This window comes from Actinomycetospora sp. CA-053990, assembly GCF_050948445.1.
GTDB lineage: Bacteria > Actinomycetota > Actinomycetes > Mycobacteriales > Pseudonocardiaceae > Actinomycetospora > Actinomycetospora callitridis.
Genome location: NZ_CP192043.1, coordinates 3127694 through 3142501 on the forward strand (window position 1 = coordinate 3127694; position 14808 = coordinate 3142501).

Below are 14808 nucleotides of genomic sequence, written 5' to 3' on the forward strand. Positions count from 1 at the left end.
TATAGCGCGTGACGCGGCGTGCGGGTTGCTACCTGCGAATTTCCTCGGATCGGACTGGCGAAGGACTCGGCGTCACCCGTCAGCGAGAGGACACGCACGCGCTAGCTGAGCGGAACGGCTGGACGGTCCTGCGCGACTACGTCGACAACGACGTATCAGCTAGCACCGGGCGTCGGCGCCCCGAGTACGAGGCGATGCTCGACGATATCCGCACGGGTGCGCTCGAGGCGGTCGTGGTCTGGGATATCGACCGGCTCACGCGTCGCCCCATCGAGATCGAGCAGTTCATCGAGCTAGCTGACGACCACGGAATCGCCTTGGCGTCCGTGGGCGGGGACGTCGACATCGCGACCGACTCTGGCCGGCTCCACCTCCGCATCAAGGGGTCCGTGGCCCGGAGCGAGGTCGACTCCAAGAGCCGACGACAGAAGCGCCAGCGACAGCAGAGTGCGGAGGCCGGGATGCGCAGTGGCGGCCCGAGGCCGTTCGGCTACTCCGCCGACGGTATGCACCTTCATCCCGACGAGGCGCCCGTCCTGGCCGACATGTACCACCAGTACCTCGCGGACCAGTCGCTCGGCGGTGTCGCGACGTCCCTCAACAAACGCGAGATCACGACGCCCAAGGGTCACGCCTGGACCTACGCCTCGGTGAAGTCCGTACTCGCCAACCCACGCAACGCGGGGCTGCGCGGGGTGCGTCGTCTGCGCCCGGGCAAGGACGGGCGCTCTGGGCTGCGCGAGCGGTGGCACGAGATCGTCGGTCCGGCTGCGTGGCCGGGCGTCGTCGACGAGGCCACCTTCACCGCTGCGCTCAATCTGTTGAAGGGCCGCCACCGGGCGATCAACACCCACCCCACAAACTCCACTAAGTACCTGCTGTCGGGGCTCGCGTTGTGCGGTGTCTGCGGCAGACAGGTCGTCACCGGCAACCGCGAGGGCACACGCATCCTGAGGTGCCCGTCGCTGAGCCACGTGTCCCGCCGGGCCGACCGCATCGAGGAGTTCGTGACCAAGGTGCTGCTGGCTCGCCTGAGCCGGCCAGACGCCATCGCTGCGTTCGCCCCGCCCGGTAAGGAGCCGATCGATCTCACGGCGATCCGCACCCAGCAGGCTGCGCTACAGACCCGCCTGTCTGAGGCCGCAGCCGACTACGCCGAGCTGGCGATCGACAGGACCGCGTACCACGCGATCCGAGGGCGCATCCAGGAGCAGCTGACCGAGCTGGACCGTCAGCTCGTCCAGGCCGGCCAGGTTGACCCGGTGGCCCCGCTACTCGGGAGCGAGCGTCCCGACGAGGTCTGGGCCGACCTCAGCATCACCGCACAGCGGCGCATCCTCGATCGGCTCATGACGGTGACCGTGCTGCCGGGGTCCGCCGGTCAGCCGGGCGGGTCGCGCTTCAACGCAGACACCGTCCGCATCACGTGGCGCGAGTCCTGACCACACTTCTCAGCGGAATGCAAACGCGCCCCGAATAGTCGTTCGGGTAGAAGCGTTTAGGTATCCAGAAACTACAGGTGTAGTAGCGACCGAGCCATTTTGACGGAGTCGCGCCGGGCGGTAGCGTTCTGGGCACGGTCAGGATCGTGAGTGGGGAAGCTCGCGGTCCTCGCAACTTCGGGGAGTTGCGGTGTGTTCCGGAGGAATCATGGAAGAGCTCGACGCCCTGGCGACCCGTATTGCCGCTGAGGCCCCGGAGCTGACTGAACCGCAGCGCGCTGACCTGACGCGCCTGGTGCGGAGTGAGAGCCGCGATCAGCCACGCCGGCCAACTGAGCGCGCTAGCTGACTGCTATCCCGCTATTTCAGGGTTCTGCTAATGGAACAGAACTGTCTGAAAATAGTTTTCGGAAGAACGGCGCCGGAGTAGCGCCGGGCTATTTCGGAGGGGTAGTTTTCGTCTAGTCGGAATAACCCGACGATAACCGACGAAAGGCGAACAGGGGACACGAATGTCCAGACTCAAGTCTCCCGAAGACCAGAAGCGCAAGGGCTGGGCCGAGGTCAACATGAACGCGGCTGAGCGTGCGAGGGCGAACGAGCTCGTGCGTCGAGTCGGCAAGGGCAAGGCGACCGTGGTTCGGCTCGCCATTCTCGACCTGTGCGACGAGTACGGCATCCCGGCCGACATGGCCGCTGTGGTGACGGAGAAGTCGGCATGAGCGCGTTCATCGAGGCCTACGGCCAGATGGTGCTGGCCTGCCTCATCGTCGGGTTCACGGGCGGGTGGGTGACCTACATGGTCCACCGCGACATCAAGAAGGCCAACGCCATCATCCGCGAGGAACAGGAGCGGAGCGAGACCGCGGCTGCTGTCGCCTGGTGGAGGACGATTCGGACGAGGCGTCACTGATGGCCACCGATCGGTTCCACGAGCAGGCGTGGCGTGCCTGGGTGCAGACAAAGCAGCGTCGCCACCCGATCACCGGGGCGCCGCTTCCGCCGAACGACGACGACTGGGGCTGGATGAAGGCGAAGGCCAGCACGCTCCGTCGCGTCGCCACCGGCCCGAACACGGGCGAGTGGCTGCTCAACCACTCCAAGCCCGTCTGATGCGTTCCTTCAGAGGAGGACCAATGTTCAAGACCCTGGGCCAGATCGAGGAGCACCTCGGCGGTATTCGGGACTCCCTCAGCGGGGGCGCCGAGGTTGCACCGGACGCTGTCGAACTGATCGCGATCGGGGTGTCTGAGCACGCCGAGGTGATGCAGGGGGTCGCGGCTGAACTGGCCGACGCTTCTTCTGCAATCGACGCCGCACGACAGGAGATCGTCGACGCGAACAAGCTCGTCGTCGAGGCGCTCGTGGAGGTCAAGGACGAACTGGTCACGATGAACACGATTCTGTCCGGGCTGGTTGGGCTCGGAACCATGACTGTAGCGAAAGGCTTCGGCTGAGAACAATGGACATTCCCACGCTCCCCGCGTACTGCACCAAGAACGGCCGTCAGCTCGTCGTCTGGTGCGAGCACGAGCAGTGCTGGCACTTCCACGGTGCGAGCGGCAGGAACGAGCCGGTCGGGTCAGACAACGGCCACCGCGTCGCGCACTGCCTGTGCGAGAACTCTCCGTACAAGGACACCGGGTACTACCTGGTGGAGTTCGGGCCGTTCGACGAGAGGGTCCACGGCGGAGATTCCGACCGTGTCTCGAGGATGAGGTGCCGGTCCGAGGAATGCCGCGGATTGCGCAAGTCAGAACGTCGACCGAGAGCCGCCTAGCGAATAGCGGCAGAGCGTAACGAGGCTATAACGTAAGCGGCCCCGACTCCGCAGGAGGACAAACGGAGTCAGGGCCGAGTACGTGGATGCTCATCCAGTTCGCCGGAGGCTAACCCGGCGGACGAACCCGTTCGGAAGGATCGACCCTTGAAGCGTAGCGCTTCCTCACCCAGCCCCGCTAGGGGTAACGCCGACGCAAATTCGGCCACGCCGATTGTGTTCCGACCGCTGAAGAGCGACGACGGACGCAAGACCGGAATGCCCGGGCCGTATGTGTACATCAAGGTGCCCCAGGCACTTCATCCCATTCGCGAATCGCGATATGCGGGCGAGGCCCTTCCCTACCTCTGGGGCAGTCGGCTCCATCGCGCTGTCGGGTGGCGCAAGCGCATCTCGATCCAGATGACCCGCCGGGGTTCGGTGGTCTGGGTCGTCAACCGGGCGTATCTGGATCAGGTGGTCGAGGAACTCCTTGCCCACTTCTCCGCGGTCGAGCTCCTGCTCGACTACAACTCGCGGACGGTGTGTGACCGGCGTTGCCAGAACGCCAGGGGCTCGGACTGCGAGTGCTCGTGCTTCGGCAACCACCACGGGTCAGGTGATGCCGGACGCGGCTGGGTCAGCATCAGCGACACGGTTGTGATCAAGAACAACACCCATCGGCGCCGGCTTGTTGTCACAAGCGCCGACACGATCGGAGCGGCAGCGTGAGCGAGACCAGCAAGAGAGCCAACAGCGAGGAGGCTCGCAGAGCTGCCGTCAACGCTCGGGCTTGGCGGTGGTGGCACGCGGGGGCGTCACCTGTGGCGGTCCGCGAAGACGGCAGCAAGGCCCCGCTGGGCGCTAGCTGGAAGCGGTACCAGATCGCGCAGCCCACCGAGGCTGAGATGACCGACATGTTCGGGGCTGAGGGCTCCGACGGCCGCCCGGCCGGATTCGGTCTGGCGCTCGGGATGGGCGAGTTCGAGTGCCTCGAGACCGAGGACGCGGCTACCGAGGAGCGCTTCGTCGCGGCGTGTGAGGCGGCGGGCCTCACCGAGCTCCTCGCCCGCATCACCGCCGGATACGCGGACCGGGGGCCCGGGGGCGGCGTTCACCGCGTCTACCAGGTGGAGAACCCCGACCCGAACACCAAGCTCGCGATGCGCAGAGAGTTCAGCCCCGACGAGGCGAAGAAGCGGGCCGCCGCAGGCAAGGACGACCCCGAGGAGCAGACCAACCACACCCAGGTCCTCGTTGAGACTCGCGGTGCCGGTGGCTTCATCGTCTGCGCTCCCTCGGGCGGGCCGGTCCACAAGGGGAAGGGCGCCCGGTTCGCGACGCGCGCTGACCACGAGGCCGGCAAGGTCCTGGTCGGCAAGGTGGCGCCTCGTCGCGCCTGGAAGGACCTCTCGGGCGGACCTGAGACGGTCGTCCGGGTCTCCCCGGCCGAGAAGGCCGCGCTCTGGGCGGCTGCCCGGACGCTCGACGAGCTGCCGACCCGCGAGGAGGCCCCGGCCTACGTCGGGGTTGCGCAGACGGTCCGTGCGAGCGGGGCGAAGACGGTCGGCGACTGGTTCGACGCCAACGTCAGTTGGCGCGAGGTCATGGCCGGCGTGCTCGGGTGGAAATGCGTCAAGACGGTCAAGGCTTCGACCGGCGTCGAAGAGTGGTGGATGCGGCCGGGTGATTCCACGAAGGAACGCTCGGCGGTCTCGAACCACCTGAACAACAAGCGTCTGACGATCTTCTCCTCGTCGGTCGACTGGGCCGGTGAACCGGCCCCCGGCCAGAACTACCCCGCCCACGACAAGCTCGGGGTCATCGCTCGTGCAGAGCACGACGGCGACTTCAGCGCGGCTGTCCGGTGGGTCCGCGAGAACTACGACGTGCCCGAGGGCATCGGAGTATCCGACATCGAGCTCGGCGGGATGTTCGCGGGCAATGCCGCCCGGCCGTCCTTCGGCGACTGGCGTGATCGGCTGCTGCCCCACGAGCTCGACATCATGGAGATCGGCAAGGAGTTCTGGGAGGCGCGGCCGGTCCTCACGGAGGTCCGAGACTTCGCGTATGCACGCCGGGTGTCTCCCTGGGCGCTGCTCGGCAACGCGCTCTGCATGGTGCTGACGGCAGTCCCGCCGAGCTATGTGCTGCCGGGCACCGTCGGGAGCGAGGCTGGACTGAACTTCTTCATGGCGGCCGTCGCGAAGTCCGGCGGGGGCAAGGACACCAGCGCCGGAGCGGCCGAGGACTACGTCCAGCTGGAGAAGGAGCTGAAGCAGGTCACCCCGGGCTCTGGCGAGGGCATCAACAAGCAGTTCGCGGTCAAGTTCAAGCCCAAGGGCAAGCCGTACGTCCAGGTGAACCAGGCGAACTCCGTGATGTTCGTCTGCTCTGAGGTCGACACCCTCAACGCCCTGAAGAACCGGGACTCGTCCACCCTCGGCTCCGAGCTTCGGAAGGCGTGGTCTGGGGACCGGCTCGGGTTCGCCTACGCCACCGAGGACAAGGCCGTCACCATCCAGAAGCACCGCTACCGGATGACGATGACGGTCAATGTGCAGCCCGGACGGGCCGGGGCCATCCTCGGTGAGGCGGCTGGCGGCACCCCGCAGCGGTTCCTGTGGATGCCGGCGACTGACCCGGTGCGGACGCAGTGCCAGATGCCTACGGCTCCCGAGCCCCGCCTGTTCCGTGTCCCGCGTGAGGACTGGGACAGCGATCACGGGTGGGCTGCCGCAGCGATGCGCGGTGGCGCCAAGAGCAAGAAGGACTCGGGTTCGGGCTCGGACGGCGCCGAGGACAACATCAAGTCCGAGAACGCCGAGGCTGCCGAGGCCGAAGCGGAGGCGGACGGGTCGGCCAGCATGGACCTGGGGCTGAACCCTGCCGAGCTGAAGTCTGAGTTCCTGGCTCTCGAAGTTCCGGTCAACAAGGCGGACCTCCGGATCATCGCCATCCCGGAGGAAGCAGCCGAGCTCATCCAGCGCGAGATCGACGCCAAGGAGTTCGCCGACTACGAGGGCGACGAGCTCGACAGCCACGCGCAGCTCATGCAGCTGAAGGTGGCCGCGGCCCTGATGTTCATGGACAACCGCCACGACAAGATCAACGACGCGGACTGGGAACTGGCCGGCATGCTGATGAAGGTCAGCAGCATGACGCGCTCATACGTGCTCAACACGCTCGCGGAGACCGAGCACAAGAGCAACATCGCTAGGGGCAAGGCCGAGGCGACCCGCACCCTGGCCCGCGACGACGTCATCACCGACACGAAGACGAAGGCCATCGCAACGGCCGCCCGACGTATCCGGTCGGCCCTGGTGAAGGCGAGGACCCTGCACGCCGCGGGCGGGCAGGAGAGCGACACCATGAAGCGGACTGAGCTGCGGAGGAGCGTCCACAAGGACCACCGGAAGGACGGCATCTTCGACGCAGCGATGGAGGAATGCGTCGCCGACGGGGTGATCGAGTCCCTGACGGAGGACCCCAGGAGCTTCCGGGTCACCGCCGCAGGTGTTGCTGCCCACGAGGAGGCCCGCGCCGCATAACATGGCCGGCGCAGAGCGCCGCGCAGTAGCAACGAGAGCCGCAGCCTCAGAGGGGCTGCGGCTTTGTCGTGTATGGGGTCGAAGGTTGGCCGTAGTCCGTTTTGACCTACGCTGATCTTCGTGGATCCTGCTCTGATCGGAGTCATCGGCACCGGAGCTGGTGCGATCGTCGGCTACCTCGGAACCCTCACGACGGCGCACCTCACCAGGAAGCGCGAGAGAGACGCCCGCATCTTTGATGAGAAGCGGAAGGTCTATGTCGAGACTCTGTCTTTCTGTAGCAATTTCGCTTCGCTAGTTGATGCGATCAATGAGAGCGACGGCGGGCTCGATGATGCGTTCCATCGCACCAGATTCGAAGACGCAGCCAAGATGCTTAGTGAGCTGGGGATGCTGGCACCCGCGGATGTGGCACTCAAAGCGAACGAGACTCTCACGGCCATCGTGGCGTCGCGCAGTGCCGCCAAGACCGACAACTACGGCGAGGCCCGCAAGGCGGCGGACAAGCAAGTCGCCGAGCTAGCCCGGCTCATGCGGGCAGACATCGACAAGCACAAGTAGGCCAGGGCCAGTTGGCCACGGCCGGGTTCCCCCGAGGCGGTCCGCGCGCGCCCGAGCGGGCCGCCACGGCGGAGTACTCCCGGCCGCCCGCGTCGTACTCCCGGGGGCCGCGTGGGAGTACTCAGGGGCGTGGGAGTACTTACGTGGGAGTACGGCGTTTCCGCAGGTAGACGGTGGGAGTACTCGGGAGTACTGGGAGTACTCAGGGGGTCGAAAACGGCGAAGACCGTCGACTTCGGCAGGTAACGAAGATCGCTACTAAGCGTAAGAGTACCTATAAATCAACAGAATTCATCAATCGCGTTTAGGAAGTTTTCGTCGACCGCCTCGGATACTCCCAGTACTCCCATACTCCCTGTACTCCCAGGGTCTCGCGCGTAGGCGCGTACCCGAGATAAATATCCAGTTCACCAGACTCTCGTGTGCACACACGGCGCATTGCAATGAGTGTCCGGTCGTTCCTACGCGGGAGCGCGCGAGCGCCTGATGCCACCGCCCAGCTATCGTTCTGACACGACGTTGGGAGGCCCAGGGAGGCCCTGTCGTTCATGTTCAGCAAATGTGAACACTGTGGAGCCGACTGTGACTGAACGCCCTTCCTCCGCGAACGAGTGCTTCCCCTGCGGCGCTGAGCTGAGTGGGGACTCGTACCTCTGCAACGACTGCGCCCAGCGGTTGCTCGGTGAACTCTCCGGGGTTCGTGCGCTGGTAGAGGACCTGGACCTGAGCATCACACGGCAGACGGCGTCTGGGACTGAGTCGTGTGGCCGGCGCGGCAACGAGACACCCCTGGCGTTCGAGGAGAAGGCCAGCGAGGCACTGAAGGACCTTCAGGCCGTCCTGCTCCGGTGGTGCCGGGCAGTGGTGGTCGCGGCCCAGGTCCGCTCACTCCCGGCCGTGTACGCCACTCGAGACCCGCGCGATCCCTCGCGCCTGCCCGCCCAGCTGACTGAGGGCGTGCTCGCCGCCCGGCTGCTGGTGGAGCACTACGACACCCTGCGGATGCTCGGGAACGCGGGTGAGGCGTACGTCGAGCTCATGGGCGCCACCCGGGACGCCCGCCGAGCTATTGACCGCAAGGTGGCCAAGCGGCTCGTGGGGGAGTGCGGCGCTGAGGTCGACGAGGTTCTGTGCAACGCCGTGCTCTACGTCCGGGCCGGCGACGACGACGTGGTCTGCCCGACGTGCGGCACCGTCTGGGGCGTCCACGAGCGCCGAGCCTGGCTGAAGACCGAGGCGGACTGGGCTGTCGGCACCACGGCTCAGATCGCGGGCCTGATGTCGGCTGGTGGCGTCGAGACATCGGGGCAGAACGTCCGGCGTTGGGCCCGTCAGGGATGGCTCGCTGCTGTGGGTGCTGACGACCGCGCCCGGCCGTTGTACCGGCTGGGAGACGCGTTCTCTGCACACGAGCGCATTCAGGATCGCAAGAAGATGCTCGCTGAGAAGCGAGCGGAGAATGCTGCCCGTGAGGCCGCCCGCGCGAGCGTCGACGAAATCGACACAGGGGAACTCGACATGAGGGCCGAGCTCGCTGGGGTTTAGCAGCGTGTTGTCGGAACTGCCGAAAAGTAGTTCGGTTCCGGACTAGCGCGGCGACCGAGTTAACGCTACGGTTCCCGAAGATCAGCTTTCTGTCACGAGGCCCGGGTTGAGCGTCTGAGGATGCTCCCCGGGCCTCGCTCGTTCCAACTGACGTTCGCCCCGTTTCTCGCGTTGCAGGGTGCGCTGCCGGACCGAGGCAAGACGAACTGTTCAGGGTGTTGTGGTGGCGCCCCTGGTTCGCCTGATGGCAGATGGAGCGCCAGGACGCCAAGCTGATCCTCAACGAGAACCGGAAACGACAGCCTGGGTTGCACACAACTCCGCTGCCGGTTCTACCGCTGCGTCGACTCTCGGGCTAGGGCGGCTCCGCACCCGAGAGTCGACGTGCGGCACGTTGTGGTGAGACGAGGCGTTAGCTCACACCTGGATAGCTGTTATTCCACCGTTAGCATCGAGTATGAGATCCTTCGTGCCCCACGAGCTGCTTGCGCCAGCAATGTGACCTCCGGCCCCCTGCTGATAGCCAAGCTTATAGACGTACAAATAGTTACCATTCTGGTGCATGTACCATAGTACGACTCCGGAGTCGGAAAACGTGAAGTGGTGGCCCGGCCACATTTGAGGGGTCCAGGCCCAGGGGACCCAGGGCCCCCCGACATTCTCGAAGTTCCTTAAGTGGTGCGTTCCACCTATGTATGTGTTGAATCCCCAATTCTCTGAGTCCTCGAAAAATATCGCTTGGGCTCGCTGGTTGATGATGTATCGGATGTCGGCCATCTCTGACAGCTCCTATGCTTCTCGAAGCGAGTTTGATTCGACATCCACTCTCAGTCCGGTAATGAATTCGGGCAGCTCCTGCTCTCCAATTTCTTCCGGGACCTCAAAGCTGTCGAGTTGCTCCCCTTGCTTGGCGATTGGGCAATCACTTCCCTCGATCGCAGGAGCAGCAGCTTTGATAACTCCTTCTTGATCGTAAACCACTCGAATCTTCATTGTTGTATCCCTGGTATCGGCCCTCGCCCCTCTGGGGCTGCCCGGAGCGAGAAGCGAACAAAGGTAACTCCGCTGTTCGCATTGTTGTTCCGTACTGTATAGCGCAGTCGCCTTTCGCCGTTTGCGATTACAACGGCGGTAGATGTGACTTCTATGTCGGCGTCCTCGTTCGTATCGTGCGGCACCACGAACACGCTCCAGAATTCTTCGCCGATCGTACCCCTAGGGGCCGGATCGCCGTGGTCAATCGATCTTGTCTCACCCGGAGCAATGTACTGCGGGAGGGAAGGTCCGAATTGGGATAGAGCGGCCAATCTGAGTCATCTCCAATCTGAGCGAGTCTTCACTTCGGTCGGCACGATCCCGGGCACGGCAGCCTTACCCAGCCCGGAGGCCTGCGGCCTCAAGTCAAGCATGAGTGTCGACTGTCACAAGGGTTTGCAAATCCACCAATAGGTTGATAGCGGGCCAGCGCGGATGATCCATAGATGCGCGAAGGCGACTAGTTGTGATCAGACAATTACTCCTAGTCCAATTGCTCACGGAACATATTTGGCTGGCTACGAAGAGCGCACACCTAGCTCGACGGAGCGGGTCGGCTTACGGACCTGACGGTGCGGCTGGCCGTAGGGCGCTGCGGACGGCCGAGGGGTACGCGGGCCGCTCGGAAGCCGGGCAGGCCGTGAGCGGCCAGTACGGCTCGGGCAGCACGGACCGGTTCCGACCCGGCCGGACCGAACGCCCCGACGCGGTTCCCGCGCCGAGTAGGGGTGAGTCGCCGGAGTACGCGTGGGTGAGAGCGGAGGCGTTGATGTCTGGCACCAAGAGCCCGTTCGTCGCTGTCGATGGCGACGAGCGTTGGGCGGATCGCGCCGCCTGCGGCTCCACCGGGGTCGACGGTCCGTGGGCTCTGTTCAACCCGGCGCCGCCCAGCGAGCACCGGGCGATGCGTGAGGATCGAGTGCGTCAAGCCTGGATGGGCTACTGCCACTCGTGTCCCGTGCGCGAGCAGTGCCGGACCGACGCTGAGCAGAACAAGTACGAGGGCGTCTGGGGCGGCAACCTGTACAAGGTCAGCACCGTGGCCGGCGGGGGAGTCGAGCACTACGTCGATACCCGGCACCCCGGCCGGCAGATGGCCGACGCCTGATCTAGGACGTCAGCAGGTCCACAAAGAACGCGGCCGACAGAAGCGAGAGGCTGGCGATACGCACCACTCGTACGGTCCGGGGACTCTCCAGGACCGTTGCGATTACTGAAGCCGACTGTTCGTCAAACCCTAAGAGCGCTCCCACGGGCGTCACCGCGAAGAGGGCGATTACCGCGGGCAGTCTAAGTGGCTCAAGGAATCGAAATTCGATAAATGCACTTAGAAATGCCGCTAGAGAAGCCGAGATGAAAATGAGAGCCAGTGTGGCTTCGAGCCATTGTGGTGTATTGACGCGTCGCTTCAGTCGGCGGCCGTAAGCTCGAATTCGTTCCGGGCCGATGATGTCGAGTACTACGACAAGTCCGGCAGCGTAAGTCGCGATCTTCGCAATGCGGCTCCACCAGACGGTCGACAGGCCGTAGAGCGCCATCCCGTCGAGCTTCTGCCCGCTGAACCACACGCTCAGCGCCTCCCCGAGGCCAATGCTCTGCACCTCAGTCAGCGCCCCTTCGTTCGCGCCAGAACTGTCGGTTTCTGTAGTACTTGATGGGCTTCTTCAAGAGCCTTCGGATTCTGGCGCGCCAGACGTACGCCTGCTCCTTGGCGTCCTCCGCTCGGTCCTTCCTGCGGTACCGCTTGACTCGCAGATCATACGCAGCCTCACTGCGAAGCTCGTTCCCAAGGTCTCTCAGCAGTTCAGGGCCCCAGTCGTCATGGAACTTCTTCCACTCCTTGTACTCAAAGAGGTAGTAGCTCAGGCGGTTCACCACGACATGGGAACAGAACAGTGCTAGTTCCTCGAACTTCGCTGGGTCCTCGAATGTCAAGGGCGCGAGGGTTGGAGGATTATCCTCGCCGTCTTGTTTATGGCGCAGAACCCATTCTCGGTGATTGAACACCGCGTTATCGACAGCGCGAACATCCCGCATCAGCTCGAGGTAGATGTTGGCGCGGCGCTCCCAGACATACTGCCCCCGCTCCCTGTTACGGGTAGCCCACGACGTCACAGCGACACCAAGCACCGCGCCGAACACGCCCACCAGGGCTGGCAGAAGCTGAGTCCAGATGGACGTCTGCGGCATCTGGATCACTACGGGTGGCACGACGAGAGGTTCGCACTGATCGTCCTTGGCGTTACCTCGCCTGGAGGTGCTCGTGGCCGGCGGATGGAAGCGAACAGGCCCCTCGCGACGTGACACCCTCCCTCGCGACTGGACCCGGAGGAGGGCGGCCGCGCTGAGGCGTGACGGCTATCGGTGCCGCCACGTGCTGCTGAGTGGCCCCCTTGCTGACACCCGGTGTCCCGAGAGAGCCACCGACGTGGACCACATCGACGATCCGCACGACCACGCCCTCGCGAACCTCCAATCCCTGTGCTCCCACCACCACAAGGCCAAGACAGCGCAGCAAGGCAACAAGGCTCGGTGGGGGAAGAGGGTCCAGGAGAGGACCCAGCACCCAGGCATGGTCTGACTCGTCGGCCTGTGTGGGTGTGACTGTTGGTCATGGGCGATGCGAACACGCAAGAAGAAGTCACAAGCACATGCGCTGCGACACCGCAGTTGAGGTTGTGAGAACACGCAGCACAGAACAGAAGCACCGAGTGGTGCTGGCAGGCGCGCGACGGTGGCAGATGCAGTGGTCGGGGGTGGGGAGGGTCTCCTCCTCCCGGGTCATGCAACGCCGGGACGTAGCTACGGCTCGCGGTGCGCGCAACTCTCCGAGGGTCCGAATCAGGAGGTGTCCGATGGCTGGTAACGGCTTCGCCCCCAAGGAACAGCGGTCTCGAGCCCGGGATACCGCCCGACGTGACGCTGAGATGACCACGCTGGTCGACGACGGCGAGCTCCACGGGCCCGAGCTGCCCATGGGCGTCCTGCCCAACGGCGGCGACTGGCACCCACAGACTCGCGACCTGTGGGATGCCCTGCGGCGTAACCCGCTGCTCGCCGGCGAGCCCGACCTCGGGTGGCAGTTCCTAATCGACACGATGCTCATGCATCACACGATGTGGACCAAGGACAAGTGGGAGTTCGCGGCCGAGGTACGGCTCCGGGTCGCCAAGTTCGGAGCCACGCCCGAGGACCGCATGCGCCTGAAGATGAAGGTGGAGAAGCCCGACACCGACAAGCAGACCGGGCCGGCCACCGTCACCGACGCAACCGCACACCGCAGGAACCTCCGCATCGCGGAGTAGAAGTCCACGCAGGGCTACTCTTCGGACTTGTCGTCGGCCTCTCTATCGATATGCTCGAATTCGGGATCAGACTCGTCCTCGGTATCGGAAACGGACGTCTCCACCATACCGTGACATGCCGCGCTCTTGCCGATGGCAAAGACCGAGCCATCAATCTTGTCGATTCTGATTCGTACGCCCTTCACGTTTGCGGATACCCAAACGTAGTCGCTCAGTTCCTCCTCGGACTCAGGGTCCTTGCTCACGGCAGCCCTCCGCTCCAGGCGCGGTTCAGGAGGGTAGCTATCTCTGCAGCGAGCTCATCTGCCACGTCGGGAGCGAGGACTCCCCAATGCGCAGTGCGAAGAAGGTCAAGAGCAACCCGCTCGAGACGGTCAATTCTCGCATCCGGCTGGGCGGCGTCGAAGTGCCTGTCGTCGAGCCTTTCCTTGTTCAGGTCAAGGGCGGAATAATCGCCGCCGTCGTCGTCAACCTCAACTGTGGCTGCGTCGCCGTCGGCGTACACGTTGAGGGGTGCCAACCGCTCGGCCGACGTGTAGTTGCCCGAGGTCCAGACGTAATCCTTAAGGTCATCGTCATCGGAACTAGGGTCCTTCGTCACTCTGCCCGTCCCCTTCGCCTTTTGGTCTCGCGGGTCCTTTCGATTCTTCGGCGGATTTCCCGCTATCGCATCGGGAAGAACGGTATGGCTCTGAGCTGTGCAGTTCCTTCCTAAGTTTATCGATTCGAGCCTCCAGGTCGGCTCGGGATTCAAGAATGCGCTCCGCTTCCGCTCTTAACTGCTCTCGATCCGGATCGTCAGGGAAGCGCGGCGATTCTTGCCTCTCTCTCGGGAACTCTTCCCTCTGGGTTCGGCTTCGGCTTCGGCTGCGGTACTGTCTGAAGTTGGCCGACGTCCAGACGTAGTCCCTCAGTTCATCGTCATCGTCATCGTCATCGTCATCGGAACCAGGGTCGTCCTTCATCCGACTCGTCCCCCCAGGCCGAGTGAAAGTGCGATAAGTGCAGTCTGGATGATCAACAGCGCCGCCCCGCTCTCGAAGACTCTCTGGCGCATTTTCACGGACTTGGCGTTCGATTCCGCGAAGCGGATCATGGCTGTCGTGACGTTCTTGAACACGGCGTCGACCGGCTTACCAACGTCCTCCAACACTCGCCCGGGGGCCACGCCGTAGCCCCACTTCTGCGCTGGCCAGATGACGATGATGACACAGACGCCGACGGCCAGAACCAGAGCCACCATCGTCCAGCCTGCCCAGATTGGGTACACCCTGCCGCGAGCGGCATCGAGGTTCAGCAGACCGACTGCGGCCGCGACGCTCGTTCCGACGGATGATGCGGCCAGAAGTCCAGTGGCCCGGTTTCTGAGCGCCGCGAGCGTGGCGTCCTGCTGAGCCAGCTTCTGTTTCGCAGAGTCGAACGCAAGCTGAAGTACGGGGTCAACCTTGCGTTCAGGTTCGACTTTGCGTTCAGGTTCGGGCGAGGTGGCGGCTGCTTCGCGAACGACATCACGCTTCGTGCTATCTCGATCACTCAGCGTTGAGCCTCGCGCTGGACTGTCGCTCGGACTCTCCGTCGCGCCCTCGGTCGGACTCACCACACGCACGGCT

At 64.3% G+C, this 14808-nt stretch carries 17 protein-coding genes; 11 read left to right on the forward strand and 6 right to left on the reverse strand.

Annotated features, from left to right (window positions below; translation table 11 throughout):
* Positions 1-8 precede the first annotated feature (8 nt).
* From ACQPYN_RS16110 to ACQPYN_RS16150, 9 genes are all read left to right on the forward strand, one after another.
* Positions 9-1442, forward strand: coding sequence for a recombinase family protein (locus tag ACQPYN_RS16110; RefSeq protein WP_433038588.1), 1434 nt, complete (start codon positions 9-11; stop codon positions 1440-1442).
* A gap of 512 nt (positions 1443-1954) precedes the next feature.
* Positions 1955-2164 (forward strand): hypothetical protein, encoded by a 210-nt coding sequence (locus tag ACQPYN_RS16115; RefSeq protein WP_433038591.1) that lies wholly within the window; start codon positions 1955-1957, stop codon positions 2162-2164.
* Positions 2161-2355, forward strand: coding sequence for a hypothetical protein (locus ACQPYN_RS16120; protein ID WP_433038593.1), 195 nt, complete (start codon positions 2161-2163; stop codon positions 2353-2355). Before ACQPYN_RS16115 ends, ACQPYN_RS16120 begins: the two co-directional genes overlap by 4 nt.
* Positions 2355-2555, forward strand: a complete 201-nt coding sequence (locus tag ACQPYN_RS16125; protein ID WP_433038596.1) for a hypothetical protein — start codon at positions 2355-2357, stop codon at positions 2553-2555. Before ACQPYN_RS16120 ends, ACQPYN_RS16125 begins: the two co-directional genes overlap by 1 nt.
* Before the next feature lie 23 nt (positions 2556-2578).
* Positions 2579-2899: a hypothetical protein gene (locus ACQPYN_RS16130; RefSeq protein WP_433038598.1), complete on the forward strand. Its 321-nt coding sequence runs from the start codon at positions 2579-2581 to the stop codon at positions 2897-2899.
* Between the two features lie 539 nt (positions 2900-3438).
* Positions 3439-3933, forward strand: a complete 495-nt coding sequence (locus tag ACQPYN_RS16135) for a hypothetical protein (RefSeq protein WP_433038601.1) — start codon at positions 3439-3441, stop codon at positions 3931-3933.
* Positions 3934-4025: 92 nt separating this feature from the next.
* Positions 4026-6752, forward strand: coding sequence for a hypothetical protein (locus tag ACQPYN_RS16140; protein WP_433038909.1), 2727 nt, complete (start codon positions 4026-4028; stop codon positions 6750-6752).
* Positions 6753-6872: 120 nt separating this feature from the next.
* Positions 6873-7313, forward strand: a complete 441-nt coding sequence (locus ACQPYN_RS16145) for a hypothetical protein (RefSeq protein ID WP_433038603.1) — start codon at positions 6873-6875, stop codon at positions 7311-7313.
* 561 nt (positions 7314-7874) lie between these two features.
* Positions 7875-8858, forward strand: a complete 984-nt coding sequence (locus ACQPYN_RS16150; RefSeq protein ID WP_433038604.1) for a hypothetical protein — start codon at positions 7875-7877, stop codon at positions 8856-8858.
* Between the two features lie 789 nt (positions 8859-9647).
* Here the strand turns inward: ACQPYN_RS16150 and ACQPYN_RS16155 are convergent.
* Positions 9648-9851: a hypothetical protein gene (locus ACQPYN_RS16155; RefSeq protein WP_433038606.1), complete on the reverse strand. Its 204-nt coding sequence runs from the start codon at positions 9849-9851 to the stop codon at positions 9648-9650.
* A gap of 811 nt (positions 9852-10662) precedes the next feature.
* Between ACQPYN_RS16155 and ACQPYN_RS16160 the strand changes: the two genes are divergently transcribed.
* Complete coding sequence (locus ACQPYN_RS16160; protein ID WP_433038608.1) at positions 10663-11001, forward strand: WhiB family transcriptional regulator; 339 nt, start codon at positions 10663-10665, stop codon at positions 10999-11001.
* 1 nt (position 11002) lies between these two features.
* Here the strand turns inward: ACQPYN_RS16160 and ACQPYN_RS16165 are convergent, their stop codons facing one another.
* Together ACQPYN_RS16165 and ACQPYN_RS16170 are read right to left on the reverse strand one after the other, a co-directional pair.
* A complete protein-coding gene (locus ACQPYN_RS16165) occupies positions 11003-11494 on the reverse strand; it encodes a hypothetical protein (RefSeq protein WP_433038610.1) in 492 nt (163 codons plus the stop codon).
* Position 11495: 1 nt separating this feature from the next.
* On the reverse strand, positions 11496-12083 hold the full coding sequence (locus ACQPYN_RS16170; protein WP_433038612.1) for a hypothetical protein: 588 nt from the start codon (positions 12081-12083) through the stop codon (positions 11496-11498).
* 737 nt (positions 12084-12820) lie between these two features.
* On the opposite strand from ACQPYN_RS16170, the gene ACQPYN_RS16175 reads away from it, so the two are divergent.
* A complete protein-coding gene (locus ACQPYN_RS16175) occupies positions 12821-13198 on the forward strand; it encodes a hypothetical protein (protein ID WP_433038614.1) in 378 nt (125 codons plus the stop codon).
* A 14-nt stretch (positions 13199-13212) separates the two neighbouring features.
* Here ACQPYN_RS16175 and ACQPYN_RS16180 read toward each other — a convergent pair whose 3' ends face one another.
* The 3 genes from ACQPYN_RS16180 to ACQPYN_RS16190 form a co-directional block, all read right to left on the reverse strand.
* Positions 13213-13443: a hypothetical protein gene (locus tag ACQPYN_RS16180; RefSeq protein ID WP_433038616.1), complete on the reverse strand. Its 231-nt coding sequence runs from the start codon at positions 13441-13443 to the stop codon at positions 13213-13215.
* On the reverse strand, positions 13440-13799 hold the full coding sequence (locus ACQPYN_RS16185; RefSeq protein ID WP_433038618.1) for a hypothetical protein: 360 nt from the start codon (positions 13797-13799) through the stop codon (positions 13440-13442). The genes ACQPYN_RS16180 and ACQPYN_RS16185 overlap by 4 nt, the downstream gene beginning before the upstream one ends.
* Before the next feature lie 360 nt (positions 13800-14159).
* Positions 14160-14795 (reverse strand): hypothetical protein, encoded by a 636-nt coding sequence (locus ACQPYN_RS16190; RefSeq protein WP_433038620.1) that lies wholly within the window; start codon positions 14793-14795, stop codon positions 14160-14162.
* Positions 14796-14808 lie beyond the last annotated feature (13 nt).

Bases quoted from the DNA above. Each gene is read 5' to 3' on its own strand.
- ACQPYN_RS16160 (WP_433038608.1), top strand. From the start codon at position 10,663: ATGTCTGGCACCAAGAGCCCGTTCGTCGCTGTCGATGGCGACGAGCGT.
- ACQPYN_RS16130 (WP_433038598.1), top strand. From the start codon at position 2,579: ATGTTCAAGACCCTGGGCCAGATCGAGGAGCACCTCGGCGGTATTCGG.
- ACQPYN_RS16125 (WP_433038596.1), top strand. From the start codon at position 2,355: ATGGCCACCGATCGGTTCCACGAGCAGGCGTGGCGTGCCTGGGTGCAG.
- ACQPYN_RS16120 (WP_433038593.1), top strand. From the start codon at position 2,161: ATGAGCGCGTTCATCGAGGCCTACGGCCAGATGGTGCTGGCCTGCCTC.
- ACQPYN_RS16115 (WP_433038591.1), top strand. From the start codon at position 1,955: ATGTCCAGACTCAAGTCTCCCGAAGACCAGAAGCGCAAGGGCTGGGCC.
- ACQPYN_RS16170 (WP_433038612.1), bottom strand. From the start codon at position 12,083: ATGCCGCAGACGTCCATCTGGACTCAGCTTCTGCCAGCCCTGGTGGGC.
- ACQPYN_RS16155 (WP_433038606.1), bottom strand. From the start codon at position 9,851: ATGAAGATTCGAGTGGTTTACGATCAAGAAGGAGTTATCAAAGCTGCT.
- ACQPYN_RS16175 (WP_433038614.1), top strand. From the start codon at position 12,821: ATGACCACGCTGGTCGACGACGGCGAGCTCCACGGGCCCGAGCTGCCC.